Annotated in this window: 16 protein-coding genes; 8 read left to right on the top strand and 8 right to left on the bottom strand. The window is 66.6% G+C overall.

Going from position 1 to position 16,130, the window contains the following annotated elements:
* Window positions 1-62: 62 nt before the first annotated feature.
* From WFP78_RS04690 to WFP78_RS04680, 3 genes are all read right to left on the bottom strand, one after another.
* Complete coding sequence (locus tag WFP78_RS04690; RefSeq protein ID WP_336959205.1) at window positions 63-1,592, bottom strand: hypothetical protein; 1,530 nt, start codon at window positions 1,590-1,592, stop codon at window positions 63-65.
* 78 nt (window positions 1,593-1,670) lie between these two features.
* Complete coding sequence (locus WFP78_RS04685) at window positions 1,671-3,839, bottom strand: primosomal protein N' (RefSeq protein WP_336959203.1); 2,169 nt, start codon at window positions 3,837-3,839, stop codon at window positions 1,671-1,673.
* 349 nt (window positions 3,840-4,188) lie between these two features.
* Window positions 4,189-5,445, bottom strand: a complete 1,257-nt coding sequence (locus WFP78_RS04680; RefSeq protein ID WP_336959201.1) for a penicillin-binding protein activator — start codon at window positions 5,443-5,445, stop codon at window positions 4,189-4,191.
* 11 nt (window positions 5,446-5,456) lie between these two features.
* Between WFP78_RS04680 and rsmI the strand changes: the two genes are divergently transcribed.
* From rsmI to WFP78_RS04660, 4 genes are read left to right on the top strand one after another with little or no spacing between them, the layout of a single operon-like run.
* Entirely contained in the window at window positions 5,457-6,290 is an 834-nt protein-coding gene (gene rsmI / locus WFP78_RS04675; protein ID WP_336959199.1) for a 16S rRNA (cytidine(1402)-2'-O)-methyltransferase, read from the top strand.
* On the top strand, window positions 6,287-6,667 hold the full coding sequence (locus tag WFP78_RS04670) for a YraN family protein (protein WP_336959197.1): 381 nt from the start codon (window positions 6,287-6,289) through the stop codon (window positions 6,665-6,667). Before rsmI ends, WFP78_RS04670 begins: the two co-directional genes overlap by 4 nt.
* A 55-nt stretch (window positions 6,668-6,722) precedes the next feature.
* The gene (gene gshB / locus WFP78_RS04665) at window positions 6,723-7,679 is read left to right on the top strand and encodes a glutathione synthase (protein ID WP_336959195.1); all 957 of its coding nucleotides are present in this window, start codon (window positions 6,723-6,725) and stop codon (window positions 7,677-7,679) included.
* Window positions 7,680-7,695: 16 nt separating this feature from the next.
* Window positions 7,696-8,313, top strand: coding sequence for a DedA family protein (locus WFP78_RS04660; protein ID WP_336959193.1), 618 nt, complete (start codon window positions 7,696-7,698; stop codon window positions 8,311-8,313).
* Window positions 8,314-8,319: 6 nt separating this feature from the next.
* On the opposite strand, the gene WFP78_RS04655 is transcribed toward WFP78_RS04660, so the two are convergent.
* Complete coding sequence (locus WFP78_RS04655; RefSeq protein ID WP_336959191.1) at window positions 8,320-9,216, bottom strand: tyrosine recombinase XerC; 897 nt, start codon at window positions 9,214-9,216, stop codon at window positions 8,320-8,322.
* Window positions 9,217-9,287: 71 nt separating this feature from the next.
* Complete coding sequence (hemW, locus tag WFP78_RS04650) at window positions 9,288-10,445, bottom strand: radical SAM family heme chaperone HemW (protein ID WP_336959419.1); 1,158 nt, start codon at window positions 10,443-10,445, stop codon at window positions 9,288-9,290.
* Between the two features lie 79 nt (window positions 10,446-10,524).
* Between hemW and WFP78_RS04645 the strand changes: the two genes are divergently transcribed.
* The 3 genes from WFP78_RS04645 (at window position 10,525) to WFP78_RS04635 (ending at window position 12,439) form a co-directional block, all read left to right on the top strand.
* Window positions 10,525-11,103 (top strand): CAP domain-containing protein, encoded by a 579-nt coding sequence (locus tag WFP78_RS04645; protein WP_336959189.1) that lies wholly within the window; start codon window positions 10,525-10,527, stop codon window positions 11,101-11,103.
* Between the two features lie 237 nt (window positions 11,104-11,340).
* Window positions 11,341-11,751, top strand: a complete 411-nt coding sequence (locus tag WFP78_RS04640) for a hypothetical protein (RefSeq protein ID WP_336959187.1) — start codon at window positions 11,341-11,343, stop codon at window positions 11,749-11,751.
* A 217-nt stretch (window positions 11,752-11,968) separates the two neighbouring features.
* Entirely contained in the window at window positions 11,969-12,439 is a 471-nt protein-coding gene (locus WFP78_RS04635; RefSeq protein ID WP_336959185.1) for a GNAT family N-acetyltransferase, read from the top strand.
* Window positions 12,440-12,507: 68 nt separating this feature from the next.
* On the opposite strand, the gene rdgB is transcribed toward WFP78_RS04635, so the two are convergent.
* Both rdgB and rph read right to left on the bottom strand, forming a co-directional pair.
* The gene (gene rdgB, locus WFP78_RS04630) at window positions 12,508-13,137 is read right to left on the bottom strand and encodes an RdgB/HAM1 family non-canonical purine NTP pyrophosphatase (protein WP_336959183.1); all 630 of its coding nucleotides are present in this window, start codon (window positions 13,135-13,137) and stop codon (window positions 12,508-12,510) included.
* A complete protein-coding gene (gene rph / locus WFP78_RS04625; protein ID WP_336959181.1) occupies window positions 13,134-13,850 on the bottom strand; it encodes a ribonuclease PH in 717 nt (238 codons plus the stop codon). Before rph ends, rdgB begins: the two co-directional genes overlap by 4 nt.
* Before the next feature lie 372 nt (window positions 13,851-14,222).
* Here rph and WFP78_RS04620 point away from each other — a divergent pair, with 372 nt between their 5' ends.
* Window positions 14,223-14,744, top strand: coding sequence for a DUF6438 domain-containing protein (locus tag WFP78_RS04620; protein ID WP_336959179.1), 522 nt, complete (start codon window positions 14,223-14,225; stop codon window positions 14,742-14,744).
* Window positions 14,745-15,259: 515 nt separating this feature from the next.
* Here the strand turns inward: WFP78_RS04620 and WFP78_RS04615 are convergent.
* On the bottom strand, window positions 15,260-15,952 hold the full coding sequence (locus WFP78_RS04615; RefSeq protein ID WP_336959177.1) for a CDP-alcohol phosphatidyltransferase family protein: 693 nt from the start codon (window positions 15,950-15,952) through the stop codon (window positions 15,260-15,262).
* Window positions 15,953-16,130 lie beyond the last annotated feature (178 nt).

The raw sequence follows: 16,130 nt of genomic DNA, 5'->3' as shown, positions 1-16,130 counted from the left end.
TTCGGAAAATCGCGGGGCATGCCGTCAGGGATATGCCACGCCATTGCGCTTCGCGCGGAGGATCAGCCTTTCTTCTTGTCCTCCGCATCTTTCTTTGCCTTGGCTTCGGCCTCTTCGAGCGTCTTGAGCGCAGCTGCCGGGCCATCCTTGTCCAGCACTTCGATCATCTTCGCCATGGGATTGTCCGGGCCGGCATGTGGATTGTAGGCGACGGGAGCAAGAGCGGTGCGGGCTTGCGCGGTATCGCCGCGCTCCAGCAGCACTTTGCCGACCTTTACCCGCAGGTTGAGATCATAAGGGGCCAGCGCATAGGCGTAGAGTAATCCATCCTGTGCATTCTTGGTCGGTGCCTGTCCAGCCTCGCCAAAGCTGTCGTAATAGAGCATCAGCGGCACCGGATTTTCATTATCCAGCTTGTTCGCTGTCAGGAAGTTGCGGCGGATCGCCTGCCATTTGGCCGGGTCAGTTTCCTTGGCTTTTTTGGCTGCTGCCACCTGCGCCATGCCCTTATAGATGATGGCGCGGACGGCATTGGCATCAATTGCGATCGCACGTTCAGCCGCAGCTTCCGACGCAGCGAAATTTTCCGCATCATATTCCGCCTCGGCCAGTTCCATCTGTGCTGCCGTATCGTTGGAATAATCGGCTGCCAGCTTGCGGGCGAGGGCAGCAACCTTGGGTGCGGTCTCCTTGTCGACCCCACGTTGGGAGGCCATGCGTGCCGGCATCGTGGCAGCTTCGCCGGCCGACAGTTCGCGTATGGTCACCGGATCGACCTTGTACTGATCGGCCTTGATCAATGCCGAGCCGAGGCTTGGCCGCTGGCCATAGGCGTTGAGCGTAACGTCCGTAATGCCCTTGAACTCGGCTATGGCCTCGGCAACGGGCTTGCCGGCATTGATGTCCGCCAGATAGGCGCCAAACTCGGCTTGCTTGCCCGGGTTGAAGGTGAGGTAATGACTAAGCAGCCAGCCACGCCCGTAGAGCGCGGCCGTCTGTTCATCGTTCAATTGAGGTTGTGATGGCCGAAGCAGGTCGTTGAGAGGCAATTTATTGCCCCAGGCAACGCCATAAGTCCGATATTCCGGAACCGCACCAAAGATGATCGATCCATCGTCGCGGAAAATTGCAGTCGCATGCAACTCCGCGAAGCCTTCAACATACCATGCCGGAAATGCCGTGTCGGTCCAGTTCGCCAGCATGAAATGATGGCTATATTCATGCAGCAGAATTTCCCGCGCGCTCAGATAATCCCCTGCCTTGCGCGGTGAGAAGGCAACCGAGCCCCAGGCGCGGCCTTCGTAGAATCCAGCAATTCTGCTGCCACCCTTGCCATATAGCCTCTGGAGGTCATCCAGATCATCCAGCACGTACACGGTCACGCGATTGGCTTTCACCAGCGGTCGCGATTTCAGCTGGCGGAACACCCGCATGGCTGCGTCGAACCGCTCCAGTCGCTCGGTGAAACGGCGCACATTATCTGGCGTATCATTGGCATAGACAACGAAATGAGTAGAGCTGGCCTCCTGCCAGTTGGCATGAGCCATGGTCGGCATCAACAGGGATGCCATGATCATTATCTTGCGAAACATGCAAAACCCCCTTGCTTATATCTTTGGTGTAAGCGGGCTTTTCGGGGGCATCAAGCGGGGATGGTGCAGGCGCGTGCCCTACATGAAGCTATAGGGATCGATATCCACGGCCACCCGCGTGCTCGGTTTCCAGGCGATATTGCCCAGCCATTCGCGGATCACCGCCTGCAGTTCCACCTGCCGGGTCGCCTGCACCAGCAGGCGATGGCGGTGGCGGCCGCGCAGGACGGCGAGGGGGGCGGGGGCGGGGCCGTAGACGTCCATGCCGTCGACATGCGGGGCGCTCTTGCCGATCAGGCGGGCGATCTCGGCGGCTTCATGCGCGTCCTCGCTCGATACGATGATCGCGGCGAAGCGGCCGAAGGGTGGAGCGCCGGCGTGGCGGCGGTTCTCCGTCTCGGTCGCGTAGAAGCGCGCCGAATCGCCCGATACCAGCGCCTTGATGACGCCAGCCTCTGGCATCCGCGTCTGGATGAACACGCGGCCGGGCTTCTCGCCGCGTCCCGCACGGCCGGAGACCTGCACGATCTGCTGGAAGGTCCGCTCCGACGCGCGCAGGTCTCCGCCTTCCAGCCCCAGGTCCGCGTCGATCACGCCGACGAGCGTCAGGTTGGGGAAATGATAGCCCTTGGTGACAAGCTGGGTGCCGACGATGATGTCGATGTCGCCGCCCTCCACGCTCTTCACGAACTCGGCGGCCTTGGCCTGCGACCAGAGCGTGTCCGACGTCGCGATGGCGGTGCGCGCCTGCGGCCATTGCGCCGCGACCTCGTCGGCGATGCGCTCGACGCCGGGGCCGCAGGGGACAAGGCTGTCCTCTTCCTTGCAGTCCGGGCAGGCGCGCGGTGTCGGGATCACATGGCCGCAATGATGGCAGGCAAGGCGATGGGTCAGCCGGTGCTCTACCATCCATGCGGTGCAATTGGGGCACTGGAAGCGATAGCCGCAATGGCGGCATAGCGTGAGCGGCGCATAGCCCCGGCGGTTGAGGAACAGCAGCGCCTGCTCGCCCTTTGCCAGCGCCTCGTCTATGGCCTTCACCAGCGGCGGCGCGATCCAGCGGCCGCGCTCGGGCGGGTGCTCCAGCAGGTTGAGGCCGATGATCTCCGGCATCTCCGCGCCGCCATAGCGGGAGGGCAGGCGGATTTCCTCATAGCGGCCGATCTCCACCTGATGCCGCGTCTCGATGGCGGGCGTGGCGGAGGCGAGGATGACCGGGCACTGCTCCATCAGCCCGCGCACCACCGCCACGTCGCGGGCGTGGTAATGCACGCCGTCCTCCTGCTTGAAGCTCGCCTCATGCGCTTCATCGACCACGATCAGGCCCAGATTGGGATAGGGCAGGAACAGCGCGGAGCGCGCGCCGACCACCACCTTCGCCTGCCCGCTGGCGACCGCGCGCCAGGCCCGCCGCCGCTCCGACTGGCGCAGGCCGCTATGCCAGTTGACCGGCACCACGCCGAAGCGCTTTTCGAAACGCTCCAGAAACGGCTCGGTCAGCGCGATCTCGGGCAGCAGCACCAGCGCCTGCCTGCCCTCGCCGATCGCCTCCGCCATCGCCTCGAAATAGGTTTCGGTCTTGCCGGAGCCGGTGACGCCGTCGAGCAGGAAGGGCGCGAAGGCATGGGCCTTCACCGCCTCCACCAGCCGGTGCGCTGCGGCGGCCTGCTTGTCGGAGAGGTCGGGCGGCGCGAAATCCGGCATCGGCTCGGGAAAGGGCGTGTCGGTGCTCACTTCCACCGGCTCCAGCGCGCCGCTTTTCACCAGGCCCCGGATCACCGCGTCGGACACGCCGCCGATGGCCGCCAGTTCGCGGATCAGCCCCTGCCGCATGCCGATGCGGTCCAGCGCCTGCGTGCGCTGGTCGGTCATCCGCTCGGGGGTTAGGCCGGTCGGGCGATATTCGATGACCGTCCGCGCGCCCTCCAGCGCCGACATGGAAGCCAGCGCCATGCGCAGCACGGCGGCGGGCGGGGCGAGATAATAGTCCGCCGTCCATTCGATCAGCCGCCGCAAGGGCGTTGGGATGGGCGGGGCGTCCAGCACCGCGACCAGCGGCCGCAGCCGGTTGTCGCCCACCGTCTCCGTGCCGGGGAAACTCTCCTCCTCCCACACCACGCCGACCAGCTGGCGGGGGCCGAGCGGCGCCACGACGATGCTGCCCGGCGCGACCGTCATGCCATACGGCACGCGATAGTCGAGCGGGCCAAGGGCGGCATTGAGGATGAGGACACGGGCGCGGGACATGGGGTCGCTCCTAGGGCATTGTGCGACAAATGTGGATCACCATGTCCCCGTTCGCCCCGTGATCGAGTTCGGGGCAGGCTCAGCCCGAACGGGTCAGATTAAGCACATGACGCCCTGATATGATGGAAACGAAGTTGAAAGATCGTCACCCTGAACTTGGTTCAGGGTCCATCTCTCCCCACGGTCTGAGGCACCCGGAGGCGAAATGTGCAGCCGAGTCACGTGCCTCGGCTGCACTGAAACCAGTTCAGCATGACGATCTTTATTGGACGAATTTCGGTTCCAGATGACTAGCAGCCCGCAGCCCGCAGCGCCACCCGCCCGGCGGCGGGCAGCGCTTTGGTCTTGCCTATTCGCCGAAGCTGCGCGGCGCCGGGTCGATGGTCTGGAAGGTGCCGGCATTCACCTGGCTCACCTCCAGCGCGCGTTCGGCAACGCCGTCCCGGCCGAAGCGGAACGCGCCGTCGATGCCGGAAAAGCCGCCCGAATCGGTCAGGCGAGCGGCCGGGAAGGGGCTGCCCACTTTCCAGTTCTGCGCGATCCGCACCGTCAGCAGCACGGCGTCATAGCCGAGCGAGGACAGGCGATAAGGGGTCGAGCCGAAGCGGGCGCGATATTTGGTCGCAAGCTGGCGGTAGAGCCCGTCCGCGACGCTCGCAAACCAGGCCCCGCGCACCGCCGGATCGCCCGCCAGCGCGCTTTCGGTATTCCATAGCTCGGTGCCCAGGATGCGCGCGGTCGCGCCGGCCGGGGTCTTGCGCAGCTGCGCGGCGGTCTGCATCGCCACCCGGCCGCTGTCGGCGATCAGCACCGCCTCATAGCCGCTGGCCGCCTGCAGCTTCTTCACCGCCGCGGCGATGGCCGCGGGCGAGCGGTCGAAGGTTTCCAGCGCGACGACGGTGCCGCCGGCGCTCTCCACCGCGCGCAGCATCGCCGTGCCCGCGCGCTCGCCATAGACGCCCTTGGGCACCAGCGCCGCGAACTTGCTCATGCCCTTGCCGCGCGCATAGTCGACCACGCGGGCGATGGACTGGCCGGGGTTGTAGCCCATCAGGAACACGCCGTTGCCGGCGACGCTGCTGTCGTTGGAAAAGCTGATGACAGGCACGCCCGCCCGCGATGCGAGGGGGGCCACGGCCCGCGCATCCTCCGACATCAGCGGGCCCAGGATCAGCTTGTTGCCGTCCGCCAGCGCCCGGTTCGCCGCCGCGACGGCGCCGCTGCCGGTGTCATAGGTGGTGATGCGCACCTTCTCGGTCTTTGTATCCAGCAGGGCGAGCGTGGTCGCATTGGCGATGGACTGGCCCACGCCCGCATTGGGGCCGCTCATCGGCACCAGCAGCGCGATGCGATGACGCTGGGTATCGGTGGGCAGGCCAGGCTGCACGACGTCCGGCTGCGTCGGCCCGGTCGATACCGGTCCGCCGGGCTGCTCGCCGCGCGGCACGACGGTCGAACAGGCGGCGACCAGCAGCGCGCAGGCGGCGAACAGCAGTCTGGCGGCACGGCGCAGCGCGCCAAGGCCCTGCCCCGATCCACGATTAAAGCCAAAACTGCGTCCTTCGAGCCAAGCGCCCGCTTGCCGTCCGGCATCCGTCTCTGTCATTGGAGTGTCCTATGGTGGAATCTCTTGCTCCCGGCCTTTACATCGTTGCAGGCCCAATCGGCAACCTGGGTGATCTGACGCCCCGTGCCGCCGACATCCTGCGCCGCGCGGACGTGGTGGCGGTGGAAGATACGCGGGTCAGCGCCAAGCTGTTGCGTCATGCCGGGTCCGATCGGCCCATGCTGCCCTATCACGATCATTCGGGTGATTCCCTGCGCGCCCGGCTGGTCGAACGCATGGGGAGCGAGGCGGTTGCGTTGCTGTCCGACGCGGGCACGCCGCTGATTTCCGATCCGGGATACAAGCTGGTGCGAGACGCGCGCGCGGCGGGCCGCATGGTGACGACGCTGCCGGGGCCAAGCGCGGCCATCGCCGCGCTCACATTATCGGGCCTGCCCACCGACCGCTTCCTGTTCATGGGCTTCCTGCCCGCCAAGGCCAAGGCGCGGAGCGATACGCTGGCGGAGGTCGCGGCGCTGCGGGCCACGCTGGTCTTCTACGAAAGCGGCCCGCGCCTTTCGGCCAGCCTCGGGGCGATGGCCGTGGCGCTGGGCGACCGGGAGGCCGCCGTCGCGCGCGAGATCAGCAAGACCTTCGAGGAGGTGGCGACCGGCACGCTGACGGCGCTTGCCGCGCGTTATGACGATGCCCCGCCCAAGGGCGAGATCGTCGTCATCGTCGGCCCGCCCGGAGAGGCGCCGGCGGCCAGCGCCGACGAAGCGGACGCTGCGCTGCTGGAGGCGCTGGAGCGGCTGCCGGTGTCCAAGGCGGCGGGTGAGGTCGCCAAGGCGCTGGGCCTCGACCGCCGCACGCTCTACGCCCGCGCCATGGAACTCAAGGGGTGAAGCGCCCCGGCCCGTCGCAGCAGGGGGCGAAGCAGGCAGCGGAAAAGCGCGGGCGGCAGGCGGAGCGGCTGTGCGGCTGGTGGCTGCGGCTGAAGGGTTGGCAGATCCTCGCCCGGCGCGTCCGCACCCCGCTGGGCGAAGTGGACCTGATCGCACGGCGCGGCGCGATGGTCGCGTTTGTCGAGGTGAAGGCGCGCAGGACGGCCGCTGAGCTGGACCTTGCGATTGACGAACGCCGCCTTGCCCGCGTCGCCGCGGCCGCCGAAATCCTTGGCCCCAGCTACATGCAGCCGGGCGATGATATGAGAATCGACGTCATGCTCCTTGCGCCCGGCCGCGCGCCGCGCCATCTGACCAACGTCTGGCACGGGGGCTAGGCGTCCGCCATGCCCCCCGCTGCCGCCTGCCCGACCGAATTGGGAGCATGAAAGCATGACGTTGAACATCGCCGTACAGATGGACCCGATGGAGAGCATCAAGATCGGCGGCGACTCCACCTTCCATATCATGCTGGCGGCGCAGAAGCGCGGATACAGGCTCTACCATTATCTCGCCACCGACCTCACATGGGCCGGCGAGCGGCTCTATGCGCAGGCCCGCCCGGTCGAGATCCGCAAGGTGGAGGACGACCATTTCAGCTTCGGCGATCCCGTCCGGCTCGACCTCGGCAAGGATATCGACGTCGTGCTGATGCGGCAGGACCCGCCCTTCGACCTCAGCTACATCACCGCCACCCATCTGCTGGAACGCATCCAGGGCGAGACGCTGGTGGTCAACGATCCCGCATCGGTCCGCAACGCGCCCGAAAAGCTGTTCGTGCTCGATTACGCCCGCTTCATGCCGCCCACGATGATCACCCGCAGCCTCGCCGAAGTCCGCGCCTTCCTGGCCGAGCATGGCGAGATCGTGGTGAAGCCGCTCTACGGCAATGCCGGCAATGCGGTGTTCCATGTCGGCAAGGGCGGCGCCAACCTGTCCGCGCTGGTGGAACTGTTCAACGCCTCATGGGTCGAACCCTTCATGTGCCAGGCATTCATTCCCGATGTCGCGAGCGGCGACAAGCGTATCGTGCTGGTCGACGGCGACGTCGCGGGCGCGGTCAACCGCATTCCGGGCGCGGGCGAGATCCGTTCCAACCTGGCCGTCGGCGGGTCGGCGGCGAAGACCGAGCTGACGCCGCAGGAACGCGAAATCTGCGACGCGCTGGGGCCGGAACTCAAGAAGCGCGGCCTGCTGTTCGTCGGCATCGACGTGATCGGCGGCAAGTGGTTGACGGAAATCAACGTCACGTCGCCGACGGGGATCGTCTCGATCGAGGCGTTCGACGGCACCGATACCGGCGGCATGATCGTCGACGCCATCGAAGCGCGGCTGGCGGCGCGGGCCTGATCGCGCGGATTGCCCGATGACCGACTGGGTCCTGCATTTGATCGACGCCGGCGGCTATTGGGGCATCGGCTTCCTGATGGTGCTGGAGAATGTGTTTCCGCCGATCCCGTCGGAACTTATCATGGGCATTGGCGGCATCCGGGTGGGGCAGGGGCGGATGGAGATGCTGCCGCTGCTCGTCGCCGGCACCATCGGCACGACCATCGGCAATTATTTCTGGTATCTGGTGGGGTCGCGGCTGGGCATCGCCCGGCTGAAGCCACTGGTGATGCGCTATGGCCGCTGGGCGACGCTGGAATGGCGCGACGTGGAGGCGCTGGACAACATCTTCCTGCGCTACGGCCAGATCGTCGTCTTCGTCTTCCGTTTCATGCCGGCCTTCCGCACCATGATCTCGCTGCCCGCCGGCCTCTTCCGCATGGGCCATATCCGCTTCCTGTTCTGGACGCTGGCGGGTGCGGCGATCTGGAATGTCATCCTTGCCTATGCCGGCTATGTGCTGGGCTATAATTTCAAGGAAATCGACCGCTATGTCGGCCCCGCCGCGACGGCGACGGTGGTGCTGGCGCTCGCCTTCTATATCTACCGTCTCGCGACTTGGAAGCCCAATGGCGTGCAGGAGGAAGAGGCGTAAGGCGCGCTATTGTGCCCGTGGATGGGCGTTTCTGTAAACGTCCAGCAGGTGCGCGGCGTTGACCTCCGTATAGACCTGTGTGGAGGACAGGCTGGCATGGCCTAGCAGTTCCTGCAGCGACCGCAGGTCGGCGCCCCGGCCCAGCAGATGCGTGGCGAAGCTGTGGCGCAGTGCGTGGGGCGTCGTGCGGTCCGACAGGCCCAGCCGCCCGCGTGCGCCCTGCACCGCGCGGCGGATGAGCGCGGGGGAGAGCGGGCCGCCGCGCGCGCCCTTGAACAGCGGCGCGCCCTTTTCCATCGGATAGGGGCAGAGCGCGACATAGGCCTCCACCGCGTCGCGCACCTGCGGCAGCACCGGGATGACCCGTGTCTTGTTGCGCTTGCCCGTCACGCGGATGGTCTCGCCCATCGGCTGGATGTCGCCGGTCAGCCCCATCGCCTCGCCGATGCGCAGCCCGGCGCCGTAGAGCAGCATCAGCACCGCCCAGTCGCGCGCGCCGATCCATGCGTCGCGTGCGCCCTCGGCAATGTCCTCGGCCAGCGCAATCACCTCGTCGGGCGCGATGGGGCGGGGCACGCCGCGCTTGACCCGCGGCCCCTTGACGGCGGGCACCCGCGCTTCCTCGCCCCCGGCGAAGCGCAGGAAGCTGCGCACCGCCGACAGTTCGCGCGCGGCGGAAAGATTGCCGATGCCGTCGGCGCGCCGGTCGGCCAGGAAGGCGCGCAGGTCGCCCGCCTGCAATCGCTCCAGCACCGCCGGGCCGATGGTGCCGCCGCGATGCTGCTGCAGGAAGGCGACCAGCCGCTCCGCCGTCGCGACATAGGCGCGCACCGTATGCAGCGACCGCCGCCGGTCATGGGCCAGATAGGCGCGATAGGCTTCGATGAGTTCCGCGATCGACATGAGGGGGAGTGTAGGGCGCGAGCCCCGCCCAGTCACGCCGGTATCAGTCACGCCGGTTCGGACATCTTGGCTCAGTCGCCGGCGATCACGACCTGCGGCAGGATCGCGTCGAGCAGCAGCATGCCGGCGGGCAGCACGGTCAGCCGGTCGCCCGCACGGTTCACGAAACCCATGTCGGCAAGGCGCGATATAGCCGCCTCGTCGACCATCCGGGGCACGCTTAGCCCGCTCAGCGCCGCGATGCGCGACAGGCTCACCCCCTCGGCAAGGCGCAGCCCCATGAGCAGCGCTTCCTCGGCGCGCTCGGGGTGGGGAATGGGCAGTTCTTCCTGCAGGCCATGGCCGTTGCGATCCACCGCCGCCAGCCAGTTTTCCGGCTTCCTGTGCCGCCGCGTGGCCATGCCGCCGCGCCGGCCATGCGCGCCGGGGCCGATGCCGACATGGTCGCCGTAGCGCCAATAGGTGAGGTTGTGCCGGCTTTCCTGCCCCGCCCGCGCATGGTTGCTGACTTCATAGGCGGGGATGCCGGCGGCGTCGGTCATCGCGCGGGTCAGTTCGAACAGGGTGGCGGCATGGTCCGGGTCGGCCGGGGTGAAGTCGCCGCGGCGCACCATCGTCTCGAACCGCGTGCCGGGCTCGATGGTCAACTGGTAGAGCGAGAGATGATCGGTGCCCAGCGCCAGCGCCCGCGACAGCTCCGCTTCCCAGTCCGCCACGCTCTGGCCGGGGCGGGCATAGATGAGGTCGGCATTGACCCGCGCGAACACCCGCTGCGCGACATCCAGCGCAGCGCGGCCTTCCGCCGCGTCATGCACCCGGCCAAGGAAGCGCAGCGCCGGATCGTCCAGCGCCTGGATGCCCAGCGACACGCGGTTGACCCCCGCCGCCGCCAGATCGGCAAAGCGCGCCGCCTCGACCGAGCTGGGGTTTGCCTCCAGCGTGATCTCGATGTCGGGCGCGAAACCCCAATGGTCCTGTGCCGCCGCGATCAGTTTCGCCGCAAGGGTAGGCGGCATCAGCGAGGGCGTGCCCCCGCCGAAGAAGATCGAGCCGAGCGGCCGGCCCGGCATCAGCGCCGCCTCATGCGCCATGTCGGCCAGCAGCGTGCGTTCCCAGCGCGCCATGTCGATCCGGTCGCGGACATGGCTGTTGAAGTCGCAATAGGGGCATTTGGCCACGCAGAACGGCCAATGGATGTAAAGCGCCAGCGGCGTTAGGCCGGCGTTCATCGGCGCGTGATTAGGTGCGGGGGGCATGTCGGCGGGGACCAATAGAGTGATTTCACGGGCAAGGCCATGGCTGGCGGCCATGATGATGACAGCGATGGCGATGGGCATGCCGGGGAGCGCCGCCTCCGCCCAGACGGCGCGGCAATGGCGTCAGCAGAGCCAATGGAACGATGCGGAGGTGGCCCGCCCGCGCGGCGACGCGCTGATGCGGCGGGAAATGCTCTACGCCCATAATCGCGCGCGCGACGCCATCGGCGTGCCGCCGCTCGGCTGGGACGCCGCCCTGGCGCAGGATGCCGATCGCTACGCCTATGACCTTGCCCGCACGCGGACCTTCCGCCACAGCAGCAAGGCGCAGCGCTCCAGCCCCCAGGGCGAGAATCTGTGGATGGGGACGCGCGGCGCCTTCACCTATGCGGAGATGACCGCCAGTTGGATGGACGAGCGCCGCTATTATCGTGCCGCCGCCTTCCCCGATATCAGCACCACCGGCCAATGGCAGGATGTCGGCCATTATACCCAGGCCGTCTGGCGCAGCACGACCCGCGTCGGGTGCGCGCTGCGGTCCAATGAGACGAACGAATATCTTGTCTGCCGCTATTCCCCGCCGGGCAATATCTTCGGCCGGACGGTGATGGACGACCAGCCGACGCGCTGAGCGCATCTGGGCGCGCCGTATCGGGAGCCGCCGCGTCCGCCCCCGCATTACCGATTTGTCATTTGCCCATATCCCCGCATGCGGCTGCAATGCCATGCGCATCCGGCCTTTGGGGCTGGCGCTAGAGCATTCTGAAGTCGGCTGGGACAGCCGACGGCTCGCAGAATGCGGAAAACAAAAGACAATCAGGGCGGTGAACGATTTCATCTCATCGTTCACCGCCCCAGGGGATTCGCCATGTTGCAAAGGATCATGGGCCTATCGCTGCTGCTCTTCGCCACGGCGGCGTCCGCGGGGCAACCGGCGCGTTTTGGAGAGACGTGCGACGGCATGGAAATCATGCGGGTCGGCCAGCAGCCCAACCGCATGTTGCCCTTCCATATCCATCTGAACTTCGACCTGTCGGCAAGGCGCTATTGCTACGACACATGCGCAAGGGCGCAGAGCTACGATATCGCCGACATCGTCCCGCCGCTTGTCGTCATGTCGGACGTCGACCTGCCCGAACAGCGGCGATGGATGGTCTTCGATCCGGTCGCGCAGCGGCTGGTGGACGAACAGCGCATCGCGCTTGGTCCGATGACGACCCTGCGGCACGTCTCGGTCGCCTGCAAACCCGCCGATTTCATCGCGCCCGCCCCGCATTGAGGGCATCAAGGCAGGCGAAGATCGTCCGCCCCTCGGGCTTGAACGGGCGCGGGCGAAGCGATAATGGGGCGCTGTCCACACAGGAGAATGCCTTTGCCCACCATGCCGAACGATGTCCGCCTTTGCGGTCGATCGGCGTTGGGCGTGGAAGGCCCCGCCGATTGACCGCTCGGTCGCGTGCCTTTTTGCAAGGCGCGCTTTTTACGTCCGAGAGTGAATGATGATCATAGAAACAAGAGAAGATGACGACCATGCCCTGGTCGCCGGTCTGGCCCCGCGCGGGCTGCGCGCTGCCGACAGTCCAGTCGCCGATCCACCCGTGCTGGCCATGCTGTGCGGGCTGGCGGCCAGGATTCGCGGGAGCTTCACGCCGGCATCATGGCTGATCGTGGAGGATGGCGAACTGGTGGGCATGTGCTCGATCACCCATGCGCCGAAGGATGGCGTCGTGGACATCGGCTATGGTGTCGCGCCGACCCGGCAGCGGCGCGGCATTGCCAGTCGCGCGATCGGCGATGTGGTGGCCTGGGCCATGGCTGACCCACGGGTGCGCAGGCTGACGGCGGACACGGCGACCGGCAATGGCGCGTCGCAACAGGTGCTGGAACGCAACGGCTTCGTGGCCATGGGCGAGCGGGTCGATGCCGAGGATGGCCCGCTGATCTACTGGCAGCGCGACTGCGTGTAGAGGGCTGCGGGGAGGGGCGCGCCGCCTCTCCCCACGGCTTTTTCAGAACAGCGCTTCAGAACAGCGCTTCAGAACACCGCCGCAACCAGCTGCCGGAAGGCGTCGGCCCGGTGGCTCATCGCATGCTTGGCGGCCGGGTCCATCTCGCCGAAGCTGATGGCGTGATCATTGGGCTGGAAGATCGGATCGTAACCGAAACCGTTCTTGCCGCGCGGCGGCCAGCTGATGATGCCGTCCACCCGGCCCTCGAACACCTCCACATGGCCGTCGGGCCAGGCGAGGGCGAGGGCGCAGACGAAATGCGCATCATGGCCGGCATCCGGCCCCTTATCGACCAGATGCTGCCACACCAGCCGCATCGCGAAGTCGAAATCCTTGTCCGGCCCGGCCCAGCGGGCGGAAAAGATGCCGGGATCGCCGCCCAGCGCCTCCACGCACAGGCCACTGTCGTCGGCCAGCGCGGGCAGGCCGGAAAGATCGGCCGCCTGCAATGCCTTCAGCTCCGCATTGGCGATGAAGGTCGTGCCGGTTTCCTCCGGCTCGGGCAGGTCGAGTTCGGCCGCGGAGACAGGCACCACGCCATGGGGGCCAAGCAGATCGCGGATTTCGCGGACCTTGCCGGCATTATGGCTGGCGATCACCAGCTTGCCGGGGGCCAGCTTGCGGATCGCCTGTTCGCGGCCGAAATCGTCCGTCACCGCCCGGTCGCCTTGTTCTGCGCGGCGAAGATGGTGCCGCAGCCGATGCGGGCCAGGCGCAGCAGGCGCAGCAGCGCTTCCTCGTCATAGACCGCGCCTTCGGCCGTGGCCTGCACTTCGGCGATGTTGCCGTCGCCGGTCAGCACGAAATTCGCGTCGGCGTCGGCATTGCTGTCCTCGTCATAGTCGAGGTCGAGGACCGGCGTGCCCTTGAAGATGCCGCAGCTGATCGCGCCGACATTGCCGGTGATCGGATCGGACTTGAGCGCGCCGCTGGCGATCAGCTTGTCGACCGCGATGCGCAGGGCAACCCAGCCGCCCGAAATGGCCGCCGTGCGGGTGCCGCCATCGGCCTGGATCACGTCGCAGTCGATGGAGATCTGGCGCTCGCCCAGCGCCTTCAGGTCCACGATGGCGCGCAGCGAGCGGCCGATCAGGCGCTGGATTTCCTGCGTGCGGCCGGATTGCTTGCCCTTGGCCGCCTCACGCGATCCGCGCGTGTGGGTGGCGCGCGGCAACATGCCATATTCCGCCGTCACCCAGCCTTCGCCCTTGCCGCGCAGGAAGGGCGGCACGCGCTCTTCGACCGATGCCGTGCAGAGCACCTTGGTATTGCCGAAGCCGATCAGGCAGCTGCCCTCGGCATGGATGGTGTAGCCGGGCTCGATGCTGATCTCTCGCATCTGGTCGGGGGTGCGGCCTGATGGGCGCATGAATGACGTCTCCTTAAAAAAGCATAGTGCCGGGCATATGGCGGAAATCAAGCGCGGGGCTTAGCGGCCCCGGCGACGTCATGCCAGTGGCGTCGCGGAGAAAAACCGCGCGGCGCGCGATTCCGTTGCGATACAGGCCGGGCGCCTGGCGCAATTTCGCATCGGGCGGAATCATCCAACGGCCCGGACATTGCGGCATCGAAGAACGAAGAGCGGTTCCGTGCGGATGGAAACCGTTCTTGAGGGCGCGGCGTTACATCTGACGCAGGGCGTGCGCGCTCATTCTTTGTGGTCGCATCGTTTTTTGCGCAAAACCGGTTCCCACTTTTGCGCGCGATGCTCTAGAGCCGCAAGGGCAGGAGGAAGCAGACGATGCGGAAGAGCTTGGGCGTTCTGGCGGTGGCAAGCGCACCCCTGTGGCTGGCGGCGTGCGCACACAGGGCGGACATGGCCGAAGGGCCGCCGCCCACGGCCGACACCATCCGTTTTGCCGCCGGTGCCTGTTTCGGCGCCTGCCCCAGCTATAGCGTGACGATAGAGCCCGATGGCTCCGGCGTGCTGATCCCGCAGAAGAATACCGCCGTGCCCGGCGAAACCCGCTTCACGGTGACGCCGGCGCAATATCGCCGCCTGCGCACCGCGCTGGCGCCCTGGCGCCCCGCCACCGGCACGAAGAAGCGAATCGCGCCCGGCGAGAATTGCGAGCGGGCGGCAACCGACATGCCCGGATATCAGATCGAATGGAGCCGCCGGGGGCAGGGCAGGACCAATCTCGATTTCTATTCCGGCTGTTTCGACGCCCGCTATGCCGGCCTGCGCAGGACGGTGAGCCAGGTGCCCGCGATCCTGGAGATCCAGCGGATGCTGAGCGTGCCGGCGAAACCGGGCGGCTGAGGGCAAGGCCGGCAATAGAGCGTGGGGCGTAGCCGGAAAGGCGGATTTCCAGGGGTGCGGGGCGGTGCGGCATGGCGCGATCGTGCCTGTGTTTCCGGGCGAAATCCGTGGTCTCGGAAGTACGATTGCAGTTTTTGCAATCGTATATTTGCCCTTCGCACTTGCAGCAAATTGCTCATCGCGCCAAAAGGACTGTGCCTTTCAGGCATCCTCTCCTAAAACTTTTCGGGCTGGTCTTCGGATCAGCCTTTTTTTTGTCGCAGCAATCCGCTACGGGGGTGTTGCTGTTGCCGCGCCGAATAATATAATTCTGGAGCGGAGCCGCCGGTAAGACCGGCATGGCGAGGCTGCGGCATGGGGGATGGAGCCGTCGCCGAAAGGTGCGCTCTCCCCCAGTCTTCTTTCTCTCCCGTCTTCTTCATTCGTCTTCCTGCATTCCGGTCATGTCCGCCGGGCAGCATGCCCTGCCCGGCGATATCCCGTCACATCAGGCGATGGATCGCGCGATCCATCGCTCACCCTCTGCCTTCCTGGCGTTCCTTCAGGGCAAGGCGCCGGCCGGTGACGAGGGTCTGGGTCACGAACAGCAGGATCAGAATGACGCCGATCGTCCCCACAAAGACATCGAAGCCGGAGATAGCGCCGAAAAGGCCGGGTGCCGGACCGAGCACCATCATCATCAGGGTCAGCGCGATCAGCATCAGCCGCAATTCGGTCGGCCCGGCGGACAGGTAGGAAAGCTTCAGTTCGCCAAGCACGCGCGCCGAAAGGAAGGCGTGGATCGAGAGCAACAGATAGCCGGCCAGCGCGATCAGGGCGACATCCATCCTGACGAAGGGGCTGAACCCCATGCCGGCAAGGATGAGAATGGTCGCAAGCCCATCGCAGCTATGGTCGATGAAATAGCCATAGGATGGCCGCTCGATCCGGCGATAGCGTGCCAGGCTGCCGTCCATGGAATCGCCGAACCACTGGATCGCATAGCCGCAGAGCGCCACGCCCAGCCAGGCGGCGGAAGCGCCGCTGGCCGCATAGCCGATGAAGATCGCCACGGCGCCGGCCATGCCCGCAGCCGTCAGAAGATCGGGCGTGACCCATCGGGGCATGCGGCTGCACAGCCATGTCAGAAGCCGGCGTTCGGAAGCGGCCAGGACATTTTGCTGGATTCGCGAGAGAGGATGTGCGGTGGTTTGTCTCTGATTTGTCATGTGCCCTTATCGGAGCGCAACGCCCCGGACGCAATAACGCGCAGCGCTTCTGTCCACGGTGGGGCTTTATGTCCATGGGGAGCAACCCCTGCACCCGGTTCTGCGCGGGAGAGAATCGGGCGTGGCGCAGGGCGCAGGCCATCGGCCCGTCCCGCGCTCGGCCGCGTCTCGCCCCGGA

This window comes from Sphingobium aquiterrae (assembly GCF_037154135.1).
In the GTDB taxonomy this organism is placed as follows: domain Bacteria; phylum Pseudomonadota; class Alphaproteobacteria; order Sphingomonadales; family Sphingomonadaceae; genus Sphingobium; species Sphingobium aquiterrae.
This window is presented reverse-complemented; position numbering and strand designations above follow the sequence as displayed.

What these genes read in the sequence shown, in the direction of transcription:
- WFP78_RS04690 (WP_336959205.1), bottom strand. Translation starts at nt 1,592, where the DNA reads ATGTTTCGCAAGATAATGATCATGGCATCCCTGTTGATGCCGACCATG.
- WFP78_RS04685 (WP_336959203.1), bottom strand. Translation starts at nt 3,839, where the DNA reads ATGTCCCGCGCCCGTGTCCTCATCCTCAATGCCGCCCTTGGCCCGCTC.
- WFP78_RS04680 (WP_336959201.1), bottom strand. Translation starts at nt 5,445, where the DNA reads ATGACAGAGACGGATGCCGGACGGCAAGCGGGCGCTTGGCTCGAAGGA.
- rsmI (WP_336959199.1), top strand. Translation starts at nt 5,457, where the DNA reads ATGGTGGAATCTCTTGCTCCCGGCCTTTACATCGTTGCAGGCCCAATC.
- gshB (WP_336959195.1), top strand. Translation starts at nt 6,723, where the DNA reads ATGACGTTGAACATCGCCGTACAGATGGACCCGATGGAGAGCATCAAG.
- WFP78_RS04660 (WP_336959193.1), top strand. Translation starts at nt 7,696, where the DNA reads ATGACCGACTGGGTCCTGCATTTGATCGACGCCGGCGGCTATTGGGGC.
- WFP78_RS04655 (WP_336959191.1), bottom strand. Translation starts at nt 9,216, where the DNA reads ATGTCGATCGCGGAACTCATCGAAGCCTATCGCGCCTATCTGGCCCAT.
- hemW (WP_336959419.1), bottom strand. Translation starts at nt 10,445, where the DNA reads ATGAACGCCGGCCTAACGCCGCTGGCGCTTTACATCCATTGGCCGTTC.
- WFP78_RS04645 (WP_336959189.1), top strand. Translation starts at nt 10,525, where the DNA reads ATGATGATGACAGCGATGGCGATGGGCATGCCGGGGAGCGCCGCCTCC.
- WFP78_RS04640 (WP_336959187.1), top strand. Translation starts at nt 11,341, where the DNA reads ATGTTGCAAAGGATCATGGGCCTATCGCTGCTGCTCTTCGCCACGGCG.
- WFP78_RS04635 (WP_336959185.1), top strand. Translation starts at nt 11,969, where the DNA reads ATGATGATCATAGAAACAAGAGAAGATGACGACCATGCCCTGGTCGCC.
- rph (WP_336959181.1), bottom strand. Translation starts at nt 13,850, where the DNA reads ATGCGCCCATCAGGCCGCACCCCCGACCAGATGCGAGAGATCAGCATC.
- WFP78_RS04620 (WP_336959179.1), top strand. Translation starts at nt 14,223, where the DNA reads ATGCGGAAGAGCTTGGGCGTTCTGGCGGTGGCAAGCGCACCCCTGTGG.
- WFP78_RS04615 (WP_336959177.1), bottom strand. Translation starts at nt 15,952, where the DNA reads ATGACAAATCAGAGACAAACCACCGCACATCCTCTCTCGCGAATCCAG.